The 14,859-nt window shown below is 70.2% G+C and carries 13 protein-coding genes and 1 pseudogene; 3 read left to right on the forward strand and 11 right to left on the reverse strand.

The annotated features are described in order from the left end of the window. Nucleotides 1-62 precede the first annotated feature (62 nt). The 8 genes and pseudogenes from MJQ72_RS03380 to MJQ72_RS44580 form a co-directional block, all read right to left on the reverse strand. A complete protein-coding gene (locus MJQ72_RS03380; RefSeq protein WP_240597553.1) occupies nt 63-1,004 on the reverse strand; it encodes a DUF389 domain-containing protein in 942 nt (313 codons plus the stop codon). Continuing rightward, nucleotides 1,004-2,775: pseudogene (gene aspS, locus MJQ72_RS03385) on the reverse strand (aspartate--tRNA ligase). The gene MJQ72_RS03380 and the pseudogene aspS overlap by 1 nt, the downstream one beginning before the upstream one ends. 117 nt (nt 2,776-2,892) lie before the next feature. Beyond that, entirely contained in the window at nt 2,893-3,468 is a 576-nt protein-coding gene (gene merB, locus MJQ72_RS03390; RefSeq protein WP_240597563.1) for an organomercurial lyase, read from the reverse strand. Nucleotides 3,469-3,768: 300 nt separating this feature from the next. Next, nucleotides 3,769-5,676, reverse strand: coding sequence for an intein-containing Rv2578c family radical SAM protein (locus MJQ72_RS03395; protein WP_240597566.1), 1,908 nt, complete (start codon nt 5,674-5,676; stop codon nt 3,769-3,771). Nucleotides 5,677-5,742: 66 nt separating this feature from the next. Then, entirely contained in the window at nt 5,743-6,786 is a 1,044-nt protein-coding gene (locus MJQ72_RS03400) for a hypothetical protein (protein ID WP_240597568.1), read from the reverse strand. A 34-nt stretch (nt 6,787-6,820) separates the two neighbouring features. After that, nucleotides 6,821-7,783 carry a sucrase ferredoxin gene (locus MJQ72_RS03405; protein WP_240597571.1) on the reverse strand — a complete coding sequence of 321 codons (963 nt, stop codon included), beginning with the start codon at nt 7,781-7,783 and terminating at the stop codon, nt 6,821-6,823. A gap of 85 nt (nt 7,784-7,868) precedes the next feature. Next, a complete protein-coding gene (locus MJQ72_RS03410) occupies nt 7,869-9,059 on the reverse strand; it encodes a cupin domain-containing protein (RefSeq protein ID WP_240597573.1) in 1,191 nt (396 codons plus the stop codon). Beyond that, on the reverse strand, nt 9,060-9,191 hold the full coding sequence (locus MJQ72_RS44580) for a hypothetical protein (RefSeq protein WP_005157133.1): 132 nt from the start codon (nt 9,189-9,191) through the stop codon (nt 9,060-9,062). A 171-nt stretch (nt 9,192-9,362) separates the two neighbouring features. Between MJQ72_RS44580 and crcB (MJQ72_RS03415) the strand changes: the two genes are divergently transcribed. Both crcB (MJQ72_RS03415) and crcB (MJQ72_RS03420) read left to right on the forward strand, forming a co-directional pair. After that, nucleotides 9,363-9,773, forward strand: a complete 411-nt coding sequence (crcB, locus tag MJQ72_RS03415) for a fluoride efflux transporter CrcB (RefSeq protein WP_240597575.1) — start codon at nt 9,363-9,365, stop codon at nt 9,771-9,773. Next, nucleotides 9,770-10,144, forward strand: a complete 375-nt coding sequence (gene crcB / locus MJQ72_RS03420) for a fluoride efflux transporter CrcB (protein ID WP_240597576.1) — start codon at nt 9,770-9,772, stop codon at nt 10,142-10,144. Before crcB (MJQ72_RS03415) ends, crcB (MJQ72_RS03420) begins: the two co-directional genes overlap by 4 nt. A 1-nt stretch (nt 10,145) precedes the next feature. Here the strand turns inward: crcB (MJQ72_RS03420) and MJQ72_RS03425 are convergent, their stop codons facing one another. Then, nucleotides 10,146-10,571, reverse strand: coding sequence for a MarR family winged helix-turn-helix transcriptional regulator (locus MJQ72_RS03425; RefSeq protein ID WP_072027882.1), 426 nt, complete (start codon nt 10,569-10,571; stop codon nt 10,146-10,148). An 87-nt stretch (nt 10,572-10,658) separates the two neighbouring features. On the opposite strand from MJQ72_RS03425, the gene MJQ72_RS03430 reads away from it, so the two are divergent. Next, nucleotides 10,659-11,735, forward strand: a complete 1,077-nt coding sequence (locus tag MJQ72_RS03430) for an NAD(P)/FAD-dependent oxidoreductase (RefSeq protein WP_240597577.1) — start codon at nt 10,659-10,661, stop codon at nt 11,733-11,735. A gap of 51 nt (nt 11,736-11,786) precedes the next feature. On the opposite strand, the gene MJQ72_RS03435 is transcribed toward MJQ72_RS03430, so the two are convergent. Both MJQ72_RS03435 and MJQ72_RS03440 read right to left on the reverse strand, forming a co-directional pair. Further along, nucleotides 11,787-12,737 (reverse strand): LLM class F420-dependent oxidoreductase, encoded by a 951-nt coding sequence (locus MJQ72_RS03435; protein WP_240597579.1) that lies wholly within the window; start codon nt 12,735-12,737, stop codon nt 11,787-11,789. Further along, nucleotides 12,734-14,848, reverse strand: a complete 2,115-nt coding sequence (locus MJQ72_RS03440; RefSeq protein ID WP_240597582.1) for an alpha/beta fold hydrolase — start codon at nt 14,846-14,848, stop codon at nt 12,734-12,736. The genes MJQ72_RS03435 and MJQ72_RS03440 overlap by 4 nt, the downstream gene beginning before the upstream one ends. Nucleotides 14,849-14,859 lie beyond the last annotated feature (11 nt).

Genomic DNA, 14,859 nt, shown 5'->3' on the forward strand with positions numbered 1-14,859 from the left:
GTGACTGAGCAACCATGACCACTGAGATCCGGGCAATCGCGCGCACTGGCGCGATCCGGGGATCATCCGCGTGAAAGCGGACGTTCCGTCACCCTCGATCGTTGCCCACGACGGCGCAATGTCAGCACAATGGCCGCAGCTGCAACGATTCCGATGAGATTGACCAGCAGCTGGCCCGCCGAATAAAGGCACCGTTCCCACTGACCGGCAACCGCCGCGACCACCGCGTAGCCGGCCGCGGGCACCGTCGTCACCGAGATGAACACGCCCACGAGCGCGGCGGATTTGGCCGACGTCATGGAAAGCATGCCCGCGGCGCCGGCGAGCAGCGCGACGATCAGTGACGGGATTCCCACCTGGTAAACGAAATCCACCTCGTGGTTCTCGGCCAGCTTGCTGACTTCGAGCACTCCGGTCGCGTTGCCCACGAGCACGACACCGAGGGTGATCAGCATGGCGATCGGGAAACCGCCGAGCAGCGCGACGGTGCCCTGCTTCACGAGATCTCCCCGCCGGAGCACCAACCCGACGGCGATGGCCGCCAGCGGCCCGAATTCCGGCCCCACGACCATGGCGCCGACGATGGTGACGGCCGAGTTCGTGATGACGCCGACCGACGCCAGCAGGCACGCGATGGTCAGGAATGCCTGAAATGTCCAGGTGAGCCGGGACTCCTCGCCGGAGCGGCCGACGAGTTCCTGCCACACCACCGCGTCCGCGCCTTCACCCGGCGCGGTTTCTTCGGCCTTGTCCGCGGCGTCGGACACCGCGGTGTCCAGCGCTTCCAGCGTGATGCCGCCGGTGTGGTCGAGATCGAGTCCGCACAGCGACTCGACGATCTCGTCGGTCGCCTCGCGGGCGATGTCGGCCTCGATCAGGTCGCCCTCCGGCGCGACCGCCACCCCGCGATGCACGACGAGGTGTGCGGTCCCGGCGTGTGCCCGCAGGATCCGGATCGCTTCGTCGGTCCGGTCCGGCGGGCACACGGCCCTGAGGTGGAGCATCAGTTCTTGACGGGCGGCGCGGGCTTGGCGTCGATGCCCGCTTCCTTGCGCTGCTCCGCGGTGATCGGCGCGGGAGCGGCGGTCAGCGGGTCGTACCCGCCACCGGTCTTCGGGAACGCGATCACGTCACGCAGCGACTCGGCCTTGGCCAGCAGCATGACGATCCGGTCCCAGCCGAACGCGATCCCGCCGTGCGGCGGCGGGCCGAAGGCGAAGGCGTCGAGCAGGAAGCCGAACTTCTCCTGCGCCTCCTCCTCGGACAGGCCCATCAGCTCGAAGACCTGCTTCTGCAGCTCCTGCTGGTGGATACGGATCGAGCCGCCGCCGATCTCGTTGCCGTTGCAGACGATGTCGTAGGCGTAGGCCAGCGCGTTGCCGGGGTCGTCGGCGAGTTTGCCGATCCACTCCGGGGTCGGCGAAGTGAAGGCGTGGTGCAATGCCTTCCACTTGCCGCCGCCGACGGCGACGTCGTCGGACTCCTCGGCCGAGATGAACATCGGGAAGTCGACGACCCAGACGAACGACCAGGCGTTCTCGTCGATCAGGCCGAGACGGCTGCCGATCTCGAGCCGGGTGGCGCCCAGCAGCGCACGCGCGTCGGCGGGCTTGCCGGCGGCGAAGAAGACGCAGTCGCCGGGCTTGGCGCCGACCGCTTCGGCGACCGTCTCGCGCTCCTTCTCCGACAGGTTCTTCGCGACCGGCCCGCCGAGCGTGCCGTCCTCGTTGACCAGGATGTAGGCGAGGCCGCGGTGCCCGCGCTGCTTGGCGAAGTCCTGCCAGGCGTCGAGGGTGCGGCGCGGCTGGTCGGCGCCGCCCGCCATCACGACGGCGCCGACGTACGGCGCCTGGAACACGCGGAACGGGGTGTCGGCGAAGAACGCCGTCATGTCGGTGAGTTCGAGGTCGAAGCGCAGGTCCGGCTTGTCCGAGCCGTACTTCTCCATCGCCTCGGCGTAGGTGATGCGACGGAAGGGCTTCGGGATCTCGGCGCCGATCAGCTTCCACAGCGCGGTGACGATCTCCTCGCCGAGCGCGATGACGTCGTCCTGCTCGACGAAGCTCATCTCGATGTCGAGCTGGGTGAACTCCGGCTGCCGGTCGGCGCGGAAGTCCTCGTCCCGGTAGCAGCGCGCGATCTGGTAGTACCGCTCGAGGCCGCCGACCATGAGCAGCTGCTTGAACAGCTGCGGCGACTGCGGGAGCGCGTACCAGGAGCCGGGCTTGAGCCGGGCCGGGACCACGAAGTCGCGGGCACCCTCGGGGTGGAGCGGGTCATGGTCGGGGTCTCGACCTCGACGAACTCCTGGGCGTGCAGCACCTCGCGGGCGGCGCGGTTGACCTCGCTGCGCAGGCGCATCGCGGCCGCGGGGCCGCTGCGGCGCAGGTCGAGGTAGCGGTGCTTGAGGCGCACCTCCTCGCCGACGTCGACCCGGTCGTCGATCGGGAACGGCAGCACGGCGGCCTCGGACAGCACCTCGAGCTCGGTGACCAGCACCTCGATCTCGCCGGTGGGGATCTCGGCGTTGGCGTTGCCCTCGGGCCGCTTCGAGACCTCGCCGACGATGCGGACGCAGTACTCGGAGCGCAGCTGGTGGGCGCGCTCGGCCATCTCGCCCTCGCGGAAGACGATCTGGCTCACGCCGCTGGCGTCGCGCAGATCGATGAAGATGACGCCGCCGTGATCGCGCCGCCGAGCCACCCATCCGGTGAGGGTGACCGTCTGACCGGCGTGCTCGGCACGCAAGGTGCCGGCTTTGTGGGTGCGAAGCACTGCGGGTGCTCTCCTTCGGCATCACGATTCTGCGATTCGACGGCGCTGCGGTTCGACTGCTCCGCGCCGACGTCAAAGGCTAACGAATCGCCCCGGATGCCTCGCGACCAGGTGTTCTCAGATCGTCGGCCAGGCCTCCAGCGCCGCGACCATCCGCCGCGTATGCGCCAGATAGCCGGGCACGGACAGGACCCGGCCGTCGATGTTCTCCAGCAGCCAGCCCGAGGCCGCCTCCTTCGACGCGAAGAACTCCGTGCAGACCAGCGCCTCGACGTAGTCCTGGCCGAGGGCCAGGTCGATCCCGGACAGCCGTGACGCGGCGACCACGGCATGCGGCGGGTCGACGCTCAAGACCCGCTCGCGGGTGAAGTGGACACGGACGCGCGCGCCGGTCGCCGGGCAGACGGCGTCCGCGTGCACCGGTTCGCCGGTGGCGACGGCCAGGAGGAACAGGTCGACCCGGTACCGGTCGGAGCCGGCCCGTTCGGCCGGGCGCGAGCCGCGGTCCATCACGACCAGGCCGTCGCGGATGACGAAACCCATCAGGTCCATCAACCGGTGGGCTTCGGCCGGGTCCATGCCGACGGTGGCGGCGAGTCTTCCTATGGCGATGGGGTGTCTGCCCGCTCTGGTCAGCTTGGTCGCGGCCCAGGCGATGCGGACAGCGGCGGTGCGATCCGTACGGGTGGTCAACAGGCACCTCCTCGCCTTCCTCCCGTTGAGATTAGGCACGAAAAGGTTTTCCGCCAAGCCACTGCGCCGAACGGCCGAATCCGTTGTGCGGTAAGAAAATTCACAGTGCGTGACGGGCAACGGGACGCCGTTCCCGCGGTTGGCGCGGAAAGGAGACACACTTTCGGCCACACGAGGCGAAAGTGGCATGCGCCGCCCCGGCCGGCTGTGAGCTTCCGGCGGCGCTGCGAAAGTGGCTTTCGCAACGCGCCATCGTCGCAGGTGAACGCACCTGGCGGAGCGCGGGAGCCGCGGGGCACCTCACAGCAGTTTCAGTTGCTCGGCCGCCGGAATCACCGCCTCCTCCGAACGCTGCACGGGCATCGTCACCTGCATCCGTTCCCCTTCATCCGCACGGGAACCGAAGCCGTGGCGGCGCAGCAACGGGCCGACCCTGGCGCCGAGCCGTTCCCGATAGGACTTCGGCAGATACGCGCCGCGCGAGTACAGCTCGCGGTATTTCGGCACCAGCACCGGATGTTCCCGGCCGAGCCAGCGTGCGAACCATTCCCGCGCGCCCGGCCGCAGATGCAACGGAAGGACGGTGACCCGGGTGGCACCGGCCTCGGCCAGCCTGGCGAACAGCGCGTCGAGCGCGGCCACCGAGTCGGTCAGGTACGGCAGCACGGGCGCGACCAGCACCGAACACGGCAGCCCGGCGTCGCGTGCCTTGCGGATCAGGTCGAGCCTCGCCCGCGGGCCCGGCGTCCCCGGCTCGAGGCGGCGTTGCAGCTCCTCGTCCAGCAGCGCGAGCGAGATCGCGAGCCCGGCGGGCACGTCCTTCGACACCGACTCCAGCAACGGGAGATCCCTCGCCAGCACGGTTCCCTTGGTCAGGATCGACAGCGGCGTGCCCGAATCGGCCAGCGCGGTGATGATGCGCGGCATCAGCTTGTACCGGCCCTCGGCGCGTTGGTAGGGATCGGTGTTCGTGCCCATCGCGACGTGCTCGCGTGTCCAGCTCGGCCGCCGCAGCTGCGCGGCCAGCACCTCGGGCGCGTTGACCTTCACGACCACCTGCGTGTCGAAATCGCGTCCGGCGTCGAAGTCCAGATACGTGTGGGTGTTCCTGGCGAAGCAGTTGTGCGTGACCATGCCGTCGGCGATGAAGTCGCCCGTGCCGGTGGTGATGTCGAACAACGGCAGCTCGATGCCCAGCGGCTCGATCGACGTCACCTTCCGCCTCGTCCGGCCGATGGGGAGGCCGTCGAGCGACCGTTTCCAGCCGACGGCCGGGTCCGCGAGCTGGAAGAACCGCACCTCCTCCGAAGGCCCGCCGAGGATCTGCACCGTCCACAACGGACGGAACTTGGCATTCTCGCTTCTGACGTAACGGAAGCCGAAGTTCCCCAGCGCGGTGCAGAAGGTCGAGACGATGTCCTGTTCGTCATGGGTGACGCGCAACGCGCCGTGCCGGTAGCTCCCGGCGAGGTCGAACAACCCGGCCAGGAATCCGCGCAGCCAATGGGAATCCGGCGACGGCGGCACCTGCACGAAGCCGACCGACGCGCCGAAATCGGGCAGGTATCGAAGCGCGCGGTCCGCGGCGTCCTTCTCGGCGGAGAACCCGCCGGAGCGCAGCATCCCGCACAGATATCCGGCGCGATAGCCGAGGTTGTCGTCCGGGGTGCGCGCGAGCTTGCCGACGCCGACGAGTTCGGTGCCGCCGACCAGATGCGGCCGCTGCGCCGCGCCGAACCGGGTGCCGGTGACGTGTTTCCAGCCGCGACCGGTCAGGAACCGGTGGTCGCCGCTGGCCACGATGGACGTCCCGTCGTCGAGGGTCAGGCGGTACGCCGGTTTCAGCGTCGACCAGTGCGCGAGGACCTTCGTCGGCACCAGGCGTCGCCCCGCGCCACGCCCGCGCGTCCCGTAGATCGCGTCGCCGGGCGCCAGCTCCGCCAGCGCCTTCGTCCTGCCGTCGGCCATCAGGACCGGTGTCGCGCCCTCCAAGCAGTACGTGCACGCGTGCGAACAACCGCGATACGGGTTCACCGTCCATCCGAACGGGACACCCGAGCCCTCGGGCACCTTGTTCAGCACGGATTTGGCGTGCACCTCGTGAAAGGTGACGCCGTCGAACTCGGGTGTGCGCACCGAACGCAGCAGCCCGTCCAATCCGGGCAGTACCGGCTCGCCGCCGTCCGCCCGCTGTCGATCCCATCGCACCCGGCCAGTCGAACACACGTTCTAGACGGGTGTCAAACGTATGTTCGAACGCGGGTGAGAAGGGGCTCAGCCCGGAAAGACCGGGCTGAGGTCCATCGGCGACCGCAGGTGGAGGTCCGGGGGCCAATAGCGGGCAACCATCCGGTGATAGACGCCCTCCGGATCATTTCCGTCGAGGTAGGCCCACGGCCGCCCGTAGAACCGGTCCCTGGTGCCGAGCAGATGCAGGAAGGCCCGCTCGGCGTTGCCGCCGCAGGCGAACGCGGCCGCGAAGTAGTGGTGCGCCTGCAGACCGCGCGAGTGCGGCTTCTCCTCGGCCAGCCAGCGGTCCGACGCGGCCACCAGCGTCGCCTGCATGCGCTCGCTGGAAAAGTAGCGCTTCTCGAACTCGTCGAGGCGGTCGTCGTCCAGCTGCCTCGACGCCATCAGGTAGATCTCGAAGCAGGCGGCTGGCTGGATCGCGGTCAACGGGTCGCCCGGCGGCGCGGCGCGCGCGGTTTCGAGGGCGAACGCCAGCATTTCCTCCTCGGTGCCGCCCCACTTAGGCGCCAGGGTCTGAAGCCGGATCATATGCGCGGAGAAGTGAGCCGGGCTCCGCCGGACTGCTTCCCGCCACACCTCGTCCCGCTGGTCGCGGGGCGCGCTGAGGACGAGCGCCGCCGACATCAGGTTGACCCACGGCGTCGAGTCTTCCGGCATCAGTTCGGCGGCGCGGTGCAGCGGGCCGATCGCCTTGGCACCCACCTGGTGCACCATTTTGAAGCGGTCCTGGCCGACGCCGTCGGCCCAGCCGGTGCCGCGGATCGCCATGGCCTCGTCGAGATAGGCCGCGCCCGCCATCAGCCACAGCTCGGGCTCGTCGTGCTGCCGGGCGAGATCCGCGATCTCGTCAGCGTGCCCGACCAGCCCTTTCGCCAGCAGGTCCAACCGCAGGCCGCGGGTCTCGGCGTCCTCGCGAGATTCGGCCAACACGGTTCGGGCCGCGCGAAGGTCACCTTCGCGCAGCCCATCGAGCGCCGCGTCGAGCGCGAGGTCGTCATAACAGTGATCGAGGATCAGCGTGCGACGTTCGGGCTCGGGCCGCGGCACACGTCTGCCAAAGAGCTTCACCACAGCACTCTATCGGGCGAAAAACCTCGCTCTGTCAGAGCTTCGTGATCTCTTCGGCCACGTACCCGGCGGGCTGGATCAGCCCCGCGCACCGGCTCTCCCCGCGCGGCGCCGTCGAGCGTCGCCGCACCGTCACCGAGTAGAAGTCCTCGCCGCCGCGCACGGTGACGACCCGCGCGTCGGATTCGAGCAGCGGCTCCTCCTGGACGGCGAGCACGTCGTCCAGACCGGTCAGGTCCAGCCTCCGCCGGAGTGCGATCTCCGCGAACTGCGCCCACGCCGTCCGGGCGGACGTCCGGCCGCGAAGCTGCTCCGGCTCGACCTGGCCGCGCAGCGCGGCCTTGGCGACGAGCGCCGCCTCGGCCGGGTTGAGCTGGCCGTGCAGGAAACCGTCGGGGACCACCAGCAGGTTGCCCGCCCAGCGATCGCCGCCGACGTGGCTGACCTCCCAGGCGCGGCCGGGGTGGTTGGTGTTGAGCGTCGAAGCCAGCGGGCGGCCGAGGACCGCGCAGCACATGTCCTTGGTGCCGTGGGTGCAGACCAGGAACAGCGGCCCGTCCACCCGGGTGCCCAGCCCGCCGGTGCCCTCGGCGACGGCTTCGAGGTCCAGCGCGGCCAGTTCGCCCAGGTCGTGGAGCTCGAGGCGTTCCAGCCAGCGGTTACCCGGTTCGCCCCCGCCGACGTACACCGAACGCGGGCGATCCGGGTCTCGCTGGTGTTTGCCGGGGCGGCGGATGAGCAGCGGACGGAGCCCGTGCGACCGTCTCAAGTTCTCGAGCAGCTCACGGCGCTCGGCGGGGAAGGCCTCGTCGAGGACGTTCTCCAGCGCGTCCGCGGGCCAGGGGCCCGGCTGCTCGATGAGCAGCCAGCACCGCATGTCCGCCGCGGTGCCGGCGGGGCTCGCCCCGAGCATGCGCGCGACGGTGGCGCAGCCCGGCAACGCGGCGGGCGGCGCTTGACCGTCCGGGGCTGGGGTGTCCGAGAGCTGAACGGTCATCGGCTGACCCCTCCGGACCTCACCTTAGGCATGCCTTAGCTTACCCCGTCCGGGCTCCCTTCACACTTCTCGTCTCCTGTGACCTTCAGCCGATCGAGAGCAGCCCCTGCGTGGTGAGCTCGCCGAGGAAGGCCCGCACCGTCCCCCGATCGAGTTCGGACAGCTCGGCGAGTCGTTTGACCGCCTGCGGCGTTCCGTCGAGCAGCGCCTTCAGCAGCGGGGCCGCGGCGCCCGCGAAGACGAACCGTTTCCCGTCCGCGAGCAGGGTCACCCGGCCATCGCGCGCGCTGTCTTCTTCGAGCACCGCCCTCGGGACGAGGAACCGGACTTCGGTCTCGTCTCCGTCCGGCAGCAGGCCGGGGGTCGCCGCCCAGGGCAGGCCGACGCGCGGATGCGCTGGGGCCGCCGAGTCGCGTTCGGCGAGGAACCGGTCGACGACGTCGACGGTCAGCGTGGCTTCCAGTTCCGCGCGCAGGGCCGCGGCGCGGGCCGCGCGCTCCTCCGCCGTCCCGAACCTCGGGAGGTCCTGCCGGAACGTGGTACTCGCCCGCAGCTTGTCGGCGAGCCACGAGACGAGGTCGATCCCCGTCGCCGGGCTGAAGCCGAGCGTGAGATGCAGCGACATCTCCCCCACCGCGGTGACGTCGTGCCAGTGCCCGCGCGGGACGTAGAGGACGTCGCCGTCTTCGAGCACGAAGTCGTCGATCGGCTCACCGGGCCGCTCGGGCTGCTCGACGTCGCGATGCAGCGGCGCCGGCCTGGTCGGGCCGTGCATCCGCCAGCGTTTGCGGCCGGCGACCTGGATGATGAACGCGTCGTGGTCGTCCCAGTGCACGTCGAAACCGTGGGTCACGCCCCAGCCGGCGTAGAGGTTGACCTGGACGCTCTCCCGGAGGTCGTGTTCGAGGCTCCTGGCGAGATCGCCGATCGGGTCGCTGAGTTCCTGGATGGCGTCGAGCACCATCGTCGCGCCGCCGCGCAGGTGCTCGGTGAACGGAGCGGCCTGCAGACGGGGGACGGTGCCACTGCGGCGGGTGGGGACGAGATCGGTGTAGCTCTCCATGGGCACCGGGGTGCCATCGAGCGCGAGGCGCAGCCGCGGGAACTCCAGGCGATGCTGCCGGAGGATCGCGTTCAGCGCCGACCACGGCAACAGGTCGGCGAAGCGGCCCGCGCGGCCTTCGAAACGGCGGTAGGTCTCGCCCTGGACGTCTTGGAAGAACTGGCTGACCCCGAGCGGAGCCACGAGGTCAGCCAGCGTCGGCGTTTCGGGCACTCAGCCGTCGTTGCCGTCGTTGTCGGCGGCCGCGCCGTTGGCCTTCCCGCGGTCGACCGCGGTCGGGATCTTCTCGACCTCCAGCAGCAAACCGCTGTCGGGAGCCTGCGTACCTGACTGTTCCTGTGCCATCCTGCCACCTTTTTCTAGACGAGCGGACGGACCGAAAATCGGCCTGGAGCGCAGCCCAGCCTACGACACGTTTCCGGAAAATTCACTGTCCAGCAGGGAAAAACGGCCTTGCGAGCGATCTTCGACACCGTGGCGCCGGTTCACCCGGACAGCGGTTCTAAGCTGGCATTCATGGCTGATCCGGCATCCGTCCCCCGCCCGCGATGGGACGTGCTCGCGGCCATCGGCGCGGGTGGCGCGCTGGGCAGCCTGGCCCGCTACGGCCTCTCGGTCGCGATCCCTCATTCCCGGGCCCAGTTCCCGCTTTCCACCTTTGCCACCAACGTTTCCGGCTGCCTGCTGATCGGCGTCCTGATGGCGCTGCTGACCGCGGCGACGAACCCGCACAGACTGCTGCGGCCGTTCCTCGGGGTCGGGATCCTGGGCGGCTACACCACGTTTTCGACCTATGCGACGGACACACTCGATCTCGTGACGGCGGGACATCCGTTCACCGGGTTGGCGTACGCGTCCGCCACGGTGGCCGCCGCGCTGGTAGCGGTCTACGCCGGGCACGAGATCACCCGCGCGGTGAGGAAATGACCGTTCTGTTCGTCGCGATCGGCGGCGGCCTCGGCGCGATCCTGCGCTACCTGACCGACCGGCGCGTCCAGGCGTGGCGGAATTCCGCGTTCCCGTGGGGCACGCTCACGGTGAACGTCGTCGGCTCGGCGATCCTCGGCGTGCTGACCGGCTGGGCACTGCACGGCGGGCAGCCGGACGAGGTCCGCGCGTTGCTGGCCGTCGGATTCTGCGGCGGGCTCACGACATTCTCGACCTTCGGGTACGAAACCCTGCGCCTGGTCACGGAGAAGGCGCGGCTCCACGCCGTCGTCAACGTCTGCGTGACGGTCTTCGCCGGGCTGGCCGCGGCGGCCGCGGGACTGCTGCTGGCCGCCGCCGTGTGGCACTGACTCAGTCTTCGGGCGCCATCCGCCACGCGGCCGCCGCGATCGCCTCACGCTGCTCGACCGGAAGGTCGGCCGCCATCTCCTCCAGCTTCTCGACGACGCCTTCGTGAGCGGCGTTCGCCAGCCGGAGCCCCTCTTCCGTCAGCGTGATCTTCAGCGCGCGGCGATCGCAGGAATCCGCGACCCGCTCGACGAGCGCGCGCCGCTGCACGCGGTCCACCAGGCCGGTGACGCTGGACTTCTCGAGGTTCAGCATCTTGCCGAGGTCGGTCATCCCGACGCCCGTCTCCCCCTGCGCCAGCACGCAGAGCAGCTGCGCCTGCTGCGGCGTGAGGTCGTGAGACCGGCCGACATCGATGAAAGCCCGCTGCACGAGATGCGAAAGCCGCACCAGCGCCGTCGCGAATCCGAGGTCTTCGGCCGTGGTCATGACCGAAGTCTACTTGACGATCGTTCGGAGTACGAACTACTGTAGTTCGCAGTACCAACATTACGTACTACGAACTAGGGGATTCTCATGACCACGACCGTGGCCGTCATCGGCGGGGGATACGGCGGCACGACCGTCGCCAAGGAGCTGGACTCGTTCACCGACGTCGTGCTCGTCGAGCCGCGCGAGGACTTCGTCCACCACGTCGCCGCGTTGCGGGGGCTCGTCGATCCCGAGTGGACGGATCGGCTCTTCTACCCGTACGCGGGGCTTCTCGAACGGGGACGGGTGCTGCGCGACCGCGCGGTGAGCGTGGACCAGAGCGGCGTCACGCTCGCGTCGGGTGAGCGGCTCGCGCCGGACTACGTCGTGCTGGCGACCGGCTCGGCGTACCCGTTCCCGGCGAAGATCGATTTCCACGACAGCGCTTCGGCGAAGGCGAAGATCCGCGCCACGCGCGAAGAACTCGCGGGAGCGGAGAAGGTGCTGCTGCTCGGCGCGGGCCCGGTGGGGCTCGAACTGGCAGGCGAGATCAAGGCGGTGTGGCCGGAGAAGGCCGTGACGATCGTCGACCCGGCGAAGGAGATCCTGCCCGGCTTCCCGGAGGACTTCCGCGCGGAGATCCTCCGGCAGCTCGACGGCCTGGGCGTCGAGCTCCTGCTCGGCACTTCACTGACCGAGGCCCCCGTGTCGGAGCCCGGGCAGGCCAAGACGTTCACCTCGGGGCTCACCGGCGGCGGCGAGGTGACCGCCGATCTGTGGTTCCAGTGCTACGGCGGCGCGCCGCACACCGCGTACCTCGACGGCGAACTGGCCGCCGCACGGCAGGCGAACGGGCAGGTCGAGGTGACGCCCGAGCTGCGTCTGCCGGGGCAGCCCCGCGTGTTCGCGCTCGGCGACATCACCGCGTTGCCGGAGGGGAAGCTCGCGAAGGTGGCCGGTGACCACGCGGAGGTCGTCGTCGCCAACATCCGGGCGCTGATCGACGGCGGCGAGCTGCGTGCGCACACCCCTGGCGCGCCGATGATCTCGTTGCCGCTCGGGCCGTCCGGGGGCGCGACCTACACCGAGGAGACCGGGATCCTGGACGCGGCGACGACCTCGGAGATCAAGGGTTCGCACATGATGGCGTCCAGGTACGAGGAGATGTTCCGGGGCGCCTAACGCTCGTGAGTGGCGAGGACGGTTCTAACCGTCCTCGCCACTCACGAGGCTTTAGCGCGGAGCCAACCCACGCACGTGCGCGAACGGGTCCTCCCCCGTCGGCAGCAGCGCGATGATCGGCGTCGTCAGCCCGTTGTCCACATAAGACTGCACCTGCTCGCGGCAGGAGTCGAGGCTGCCATGGACGATCAGGTCGTCGACGACCTCGTCCGGGATGACCTGGTTCGCCTTCTGCCGGTCGCCCGCCGCCCACGCCTCGTGCATCGGCGCGAGCGCGTCGCCCCGGCCGAGCCATTCGTGGAACGCGGCGTACACCGGCACGGTGAGATAGCTCGAGATGAGCATCCGCCCGAGCCCGCGCGCGGCGTTCTCGTCCTCGGTGGGGCACACGAAGATCCGCGCGGCCAGTTCGACGTCCGGCCCGATCTCCGCGCGGACCTTGGGCACGTCGGACGCGGCGAGCCAGTTGGTGATGGCGCCATCGGCCTCCTTCGCGGCCAGCCGCAGCATGCCCGGCCGCAGCGCGGCGAGCATGATCGACGGCGGCGGGTCGGCGGGCCGCTCCAGCCGGAACTTGCTGACGGAGAACGACTCGTACTCCTCGGTGACCTTCTCCCCCGCCAGCGCCGAGCGCAGGAAGCGCAGAGTATCCCGCGAACGCGCGAACGGTGCCTCGAACTCGGCGGCGTTCCAGTTCTTCACGATCACCGGCGACGACGCGCCGATGCCGAGCACGAACCGGCCGGGCGCCAGTTCCGCGACGGTCGCCGCGCTCATCGCCAGCAGCCCGGGCCCGCGCGTGTACACCGGCACGATCGCGGTGCCCAGCCGCAGCTGCGGCGCCCACTGCGAGGCCAGCACCAGCGGGGTGAAGGCGTCGTGGCCCGCCGTCTCGGCCGACCACGCGTCGGTGTAGCCGAGATCCGGCAGCTCCCGCACCATCTCCTCGTGCGCCGCGAGCGGCACCCCGGTCAGCGGAATGGTGATGCCCCACCGTTTCATGCGTTCTCCTCGCTCTTGACCGCGGCACCGGACAGCTCACGCACGATCCAGTCCACCTGCGTGCGCATCAGGTTCTCCGCGACCTCTTCGGCTTGCGGCGTCATATGCGTCGCGCCGGCCAGCGGCAGGAACACGTGCGCGCGTCCCTTGGCCAGCAAGGCCGACGACAGGCGCAACGAGTGGGCGACGAAAACGTTGTCGTCGGCCAGTCCGTGCACGATCAGCAGCGCCCGCGAGAGGTCGCCGGCTCCGGCGATCAGCGAATTGTGCTCGTAGGCGGCCGTTTCCTCCTGCGGCAGCCCGAGGTAACGCTCGGTGTAGTGCGTGTCGTACAGCGACCAGTCGGTCACCGGGGCACCCGCGACGCCGGCGTGGAAGACGTCCGGTCGGCGCAGCACGGCCAGCGCGGACAGGTAACCGCCGTAGGACCAGCCGCGGATCGCGACCCGTTCCAGATCCAGTTCCGGATGGAGCGCGGCCGCCGCGTGCAGGGCGTCGACCTGGTCGGCGAGGGTGACGTCGGCGAGCTTGCCCGCGATCTCCTTCTCCCAGGCCGAACCCCGGCCGGGGGTGCCGCGACCGTCGGCGACCAGCACCGCGAAACCCTGGTCCGCCAGCCACTGCGGGGTGAGGAAGGCGTTGCGGGTCTGCAGGACACGCTGGGCGTGCGGGCCGCCGTACGGGTCGAGCAGCACCGGGAGCTTGCCCTCGCTCTCCTCGTACCCGGTCGGCAGCACCAGCGCGGCACGCAGGCCCCGCTCCCCCAGCGTCAGCCAGGTCAGGTTCGGCACGACGTCGGGATCCACGGTGTACGAACCGATGCGCGCCACCGTCTTCTCACCGGACACCACGGTCACCACCGGGCCGCTGCGCTCCAGGCTCCACGACGAGAGCACGGTCAACGCCGCGTTCCCGGAGCCGACGTGCACACCGTCCTCAGTGGACAGACGGCGCAGCTCGCCGCCCTCGGTGCGGAAGACGTGGATCTGGGTCGGGTCGGCCTCCGACGCGCTGAACAGCACCTCGTCGCCGACGTGCAGGATCGAGCGCACCTGCAGTCCCGGCGGGGTGACGGCCACGCCGTCGACGACCAGCCGGTGGTCGCCGTCGGCGGCGCTCTCGCGCACCAGACGGCCGTCGGCGGTCCACGCCGGGACACCCGCGGTGAGCTCGACCCAGTGCTCGTCGGTCTCGGTGTGCAGCACCTCGACCGAACCGGTCGCCGGGTCGACCGCCTGGATCTCCAGCTTCCGCTGGTCACGCGGCTGGACCGACAGCAGCGGCTTGCCCGCGGCGGACCAGTGCACCGCGGCCAGGTACTCCCAGCCGGTCTTCGTGACGTCGACGCGGGAACCGTCGAGGCCGAGGATCGCCAGCGTCACGTCCGCGTTCGTGGTGCCCGCGGCCGGATACGCGACGACGTTGGCCGCCGACTGCGGGTTGGCCGGATCGGCGATCGTCCAGCGCGGCACGGCCGCCCGGTCGGACCGCTCGGCCAGCAGGCTCTTCCCGTCCGGCGACCACCAGTACCCGCGGGTGCGGCCCATCTCCTCGGCCGCGATGAACTCCGCGAGCCCCCAGGCGATGTCTTCCCCCGCCTCGTCGACGAGCAGGCGATCTTCACCGGTGGCCCGCTCGATCACCCGCAGGCGCCGGTCCCGGACGTAGGCGACGTGCGTGCCGTCCGGGCTGGGCCGCGGGTCGACGACCGAACCGTCGACCAGCACCGCGACCTCGCCGGTGGCCAGGTCGAGGGTGTGGAGCTTGCCCGAGAGCGAGAACGCGGCGACGGTGAAGGCGTCGTCGACCGCGTAGCCGACCACGCCGCCGCCGGTCTCCCGGCTGCGCTCGCGGCGGGCACGCTCCTCCGGCGGCAGATCCTCTTCACCGGGCAGCAGTTCGGCCGCGTCGACCAGCTTCGTCTCCTCGCCCGACGCGACGTCGAACGACCACAGGCTGTGCCGCGGGTCCGTCCCGGACTCGGTCCGCAGGAACAGGATGCGGGAGCCGTCCGGGGCGACCTTGAACTCTTTGGGCGCGCCGAGGGTGAAGCGCTGGGTGCGGGCCTGACGGCGAAGGAACGGGAGATCTTCGAGGCTGGTGTCGGTCACCTCCGCACTCT

The organism is Amycolatopsis sp. EV170708-02-1 (assembly GCF_022479115.1).
Taxonomy (GTDB): Bacteria; Actinomycetota; Actinomycetes; order Mycobacteriales; family Pseudonocardiaceae; genus Amycolatopsis.

Bases quoted from the DNA above. Each gene is read 5' to 3' on its own strand.
- MJQ72_RS03380 (WP_240597553.1), bottom strand. From the start codon at position 1,004: ATGCTCCACCTCAGGGCCGTGTGCCCGCCGGACCGGACCGACGAAGCG.
- MJQ72_RS03405 (WP_240597571.1), bottom strand. From the start codon at position 7,783: ATGACCGTTCAGCTCTCGGACACCCCAGCCCCGGACGGTCAAGCGCCG.
- MJQ72_RS44580 (WP_005157133.1), bottom strand. From the start codon at position 9,191: ATGGCACAGGAACAGTCAGGTACGCAGGCTCCCGACAGCGGTTTGCTG.
- crcB (WP_240597575.1), top strand. From the start codon at position 9,363: ATGGCTGATCCGGCATCCGTCCCCCGCCCGCGATGGGACGTGCTCGCG.
- crcB (WP_240597576.1), top strand. From the start codon at position 9,770: ATGACCGTTCTGTTCGTCGCGATCGGCGGCGGCCTCGGCGCGATCCTG.
- MJQ72_RS03425 (WP_072027882.1), bottom strand. From the start codon at position 10,571: ATGACCACGGCCGAAGACCTCGGATTCGCGACGGCGCTGGTGCGGCTT.
- MJQ72_RS03430 (WP_240597577.1), top strand. From the start codon at position 10,659: ATGACCACGACCGTGGCCGTCATCGGCGGGGGATACGGCGGCACGACC.
- MJQ72_RS03435 (WP_240597579.1), bottom strand. From the start codon at position 12,737: ATGAAACGGTGGGGCATCACCATTCCGCTGACCGGGGTGCCGCTCGCG.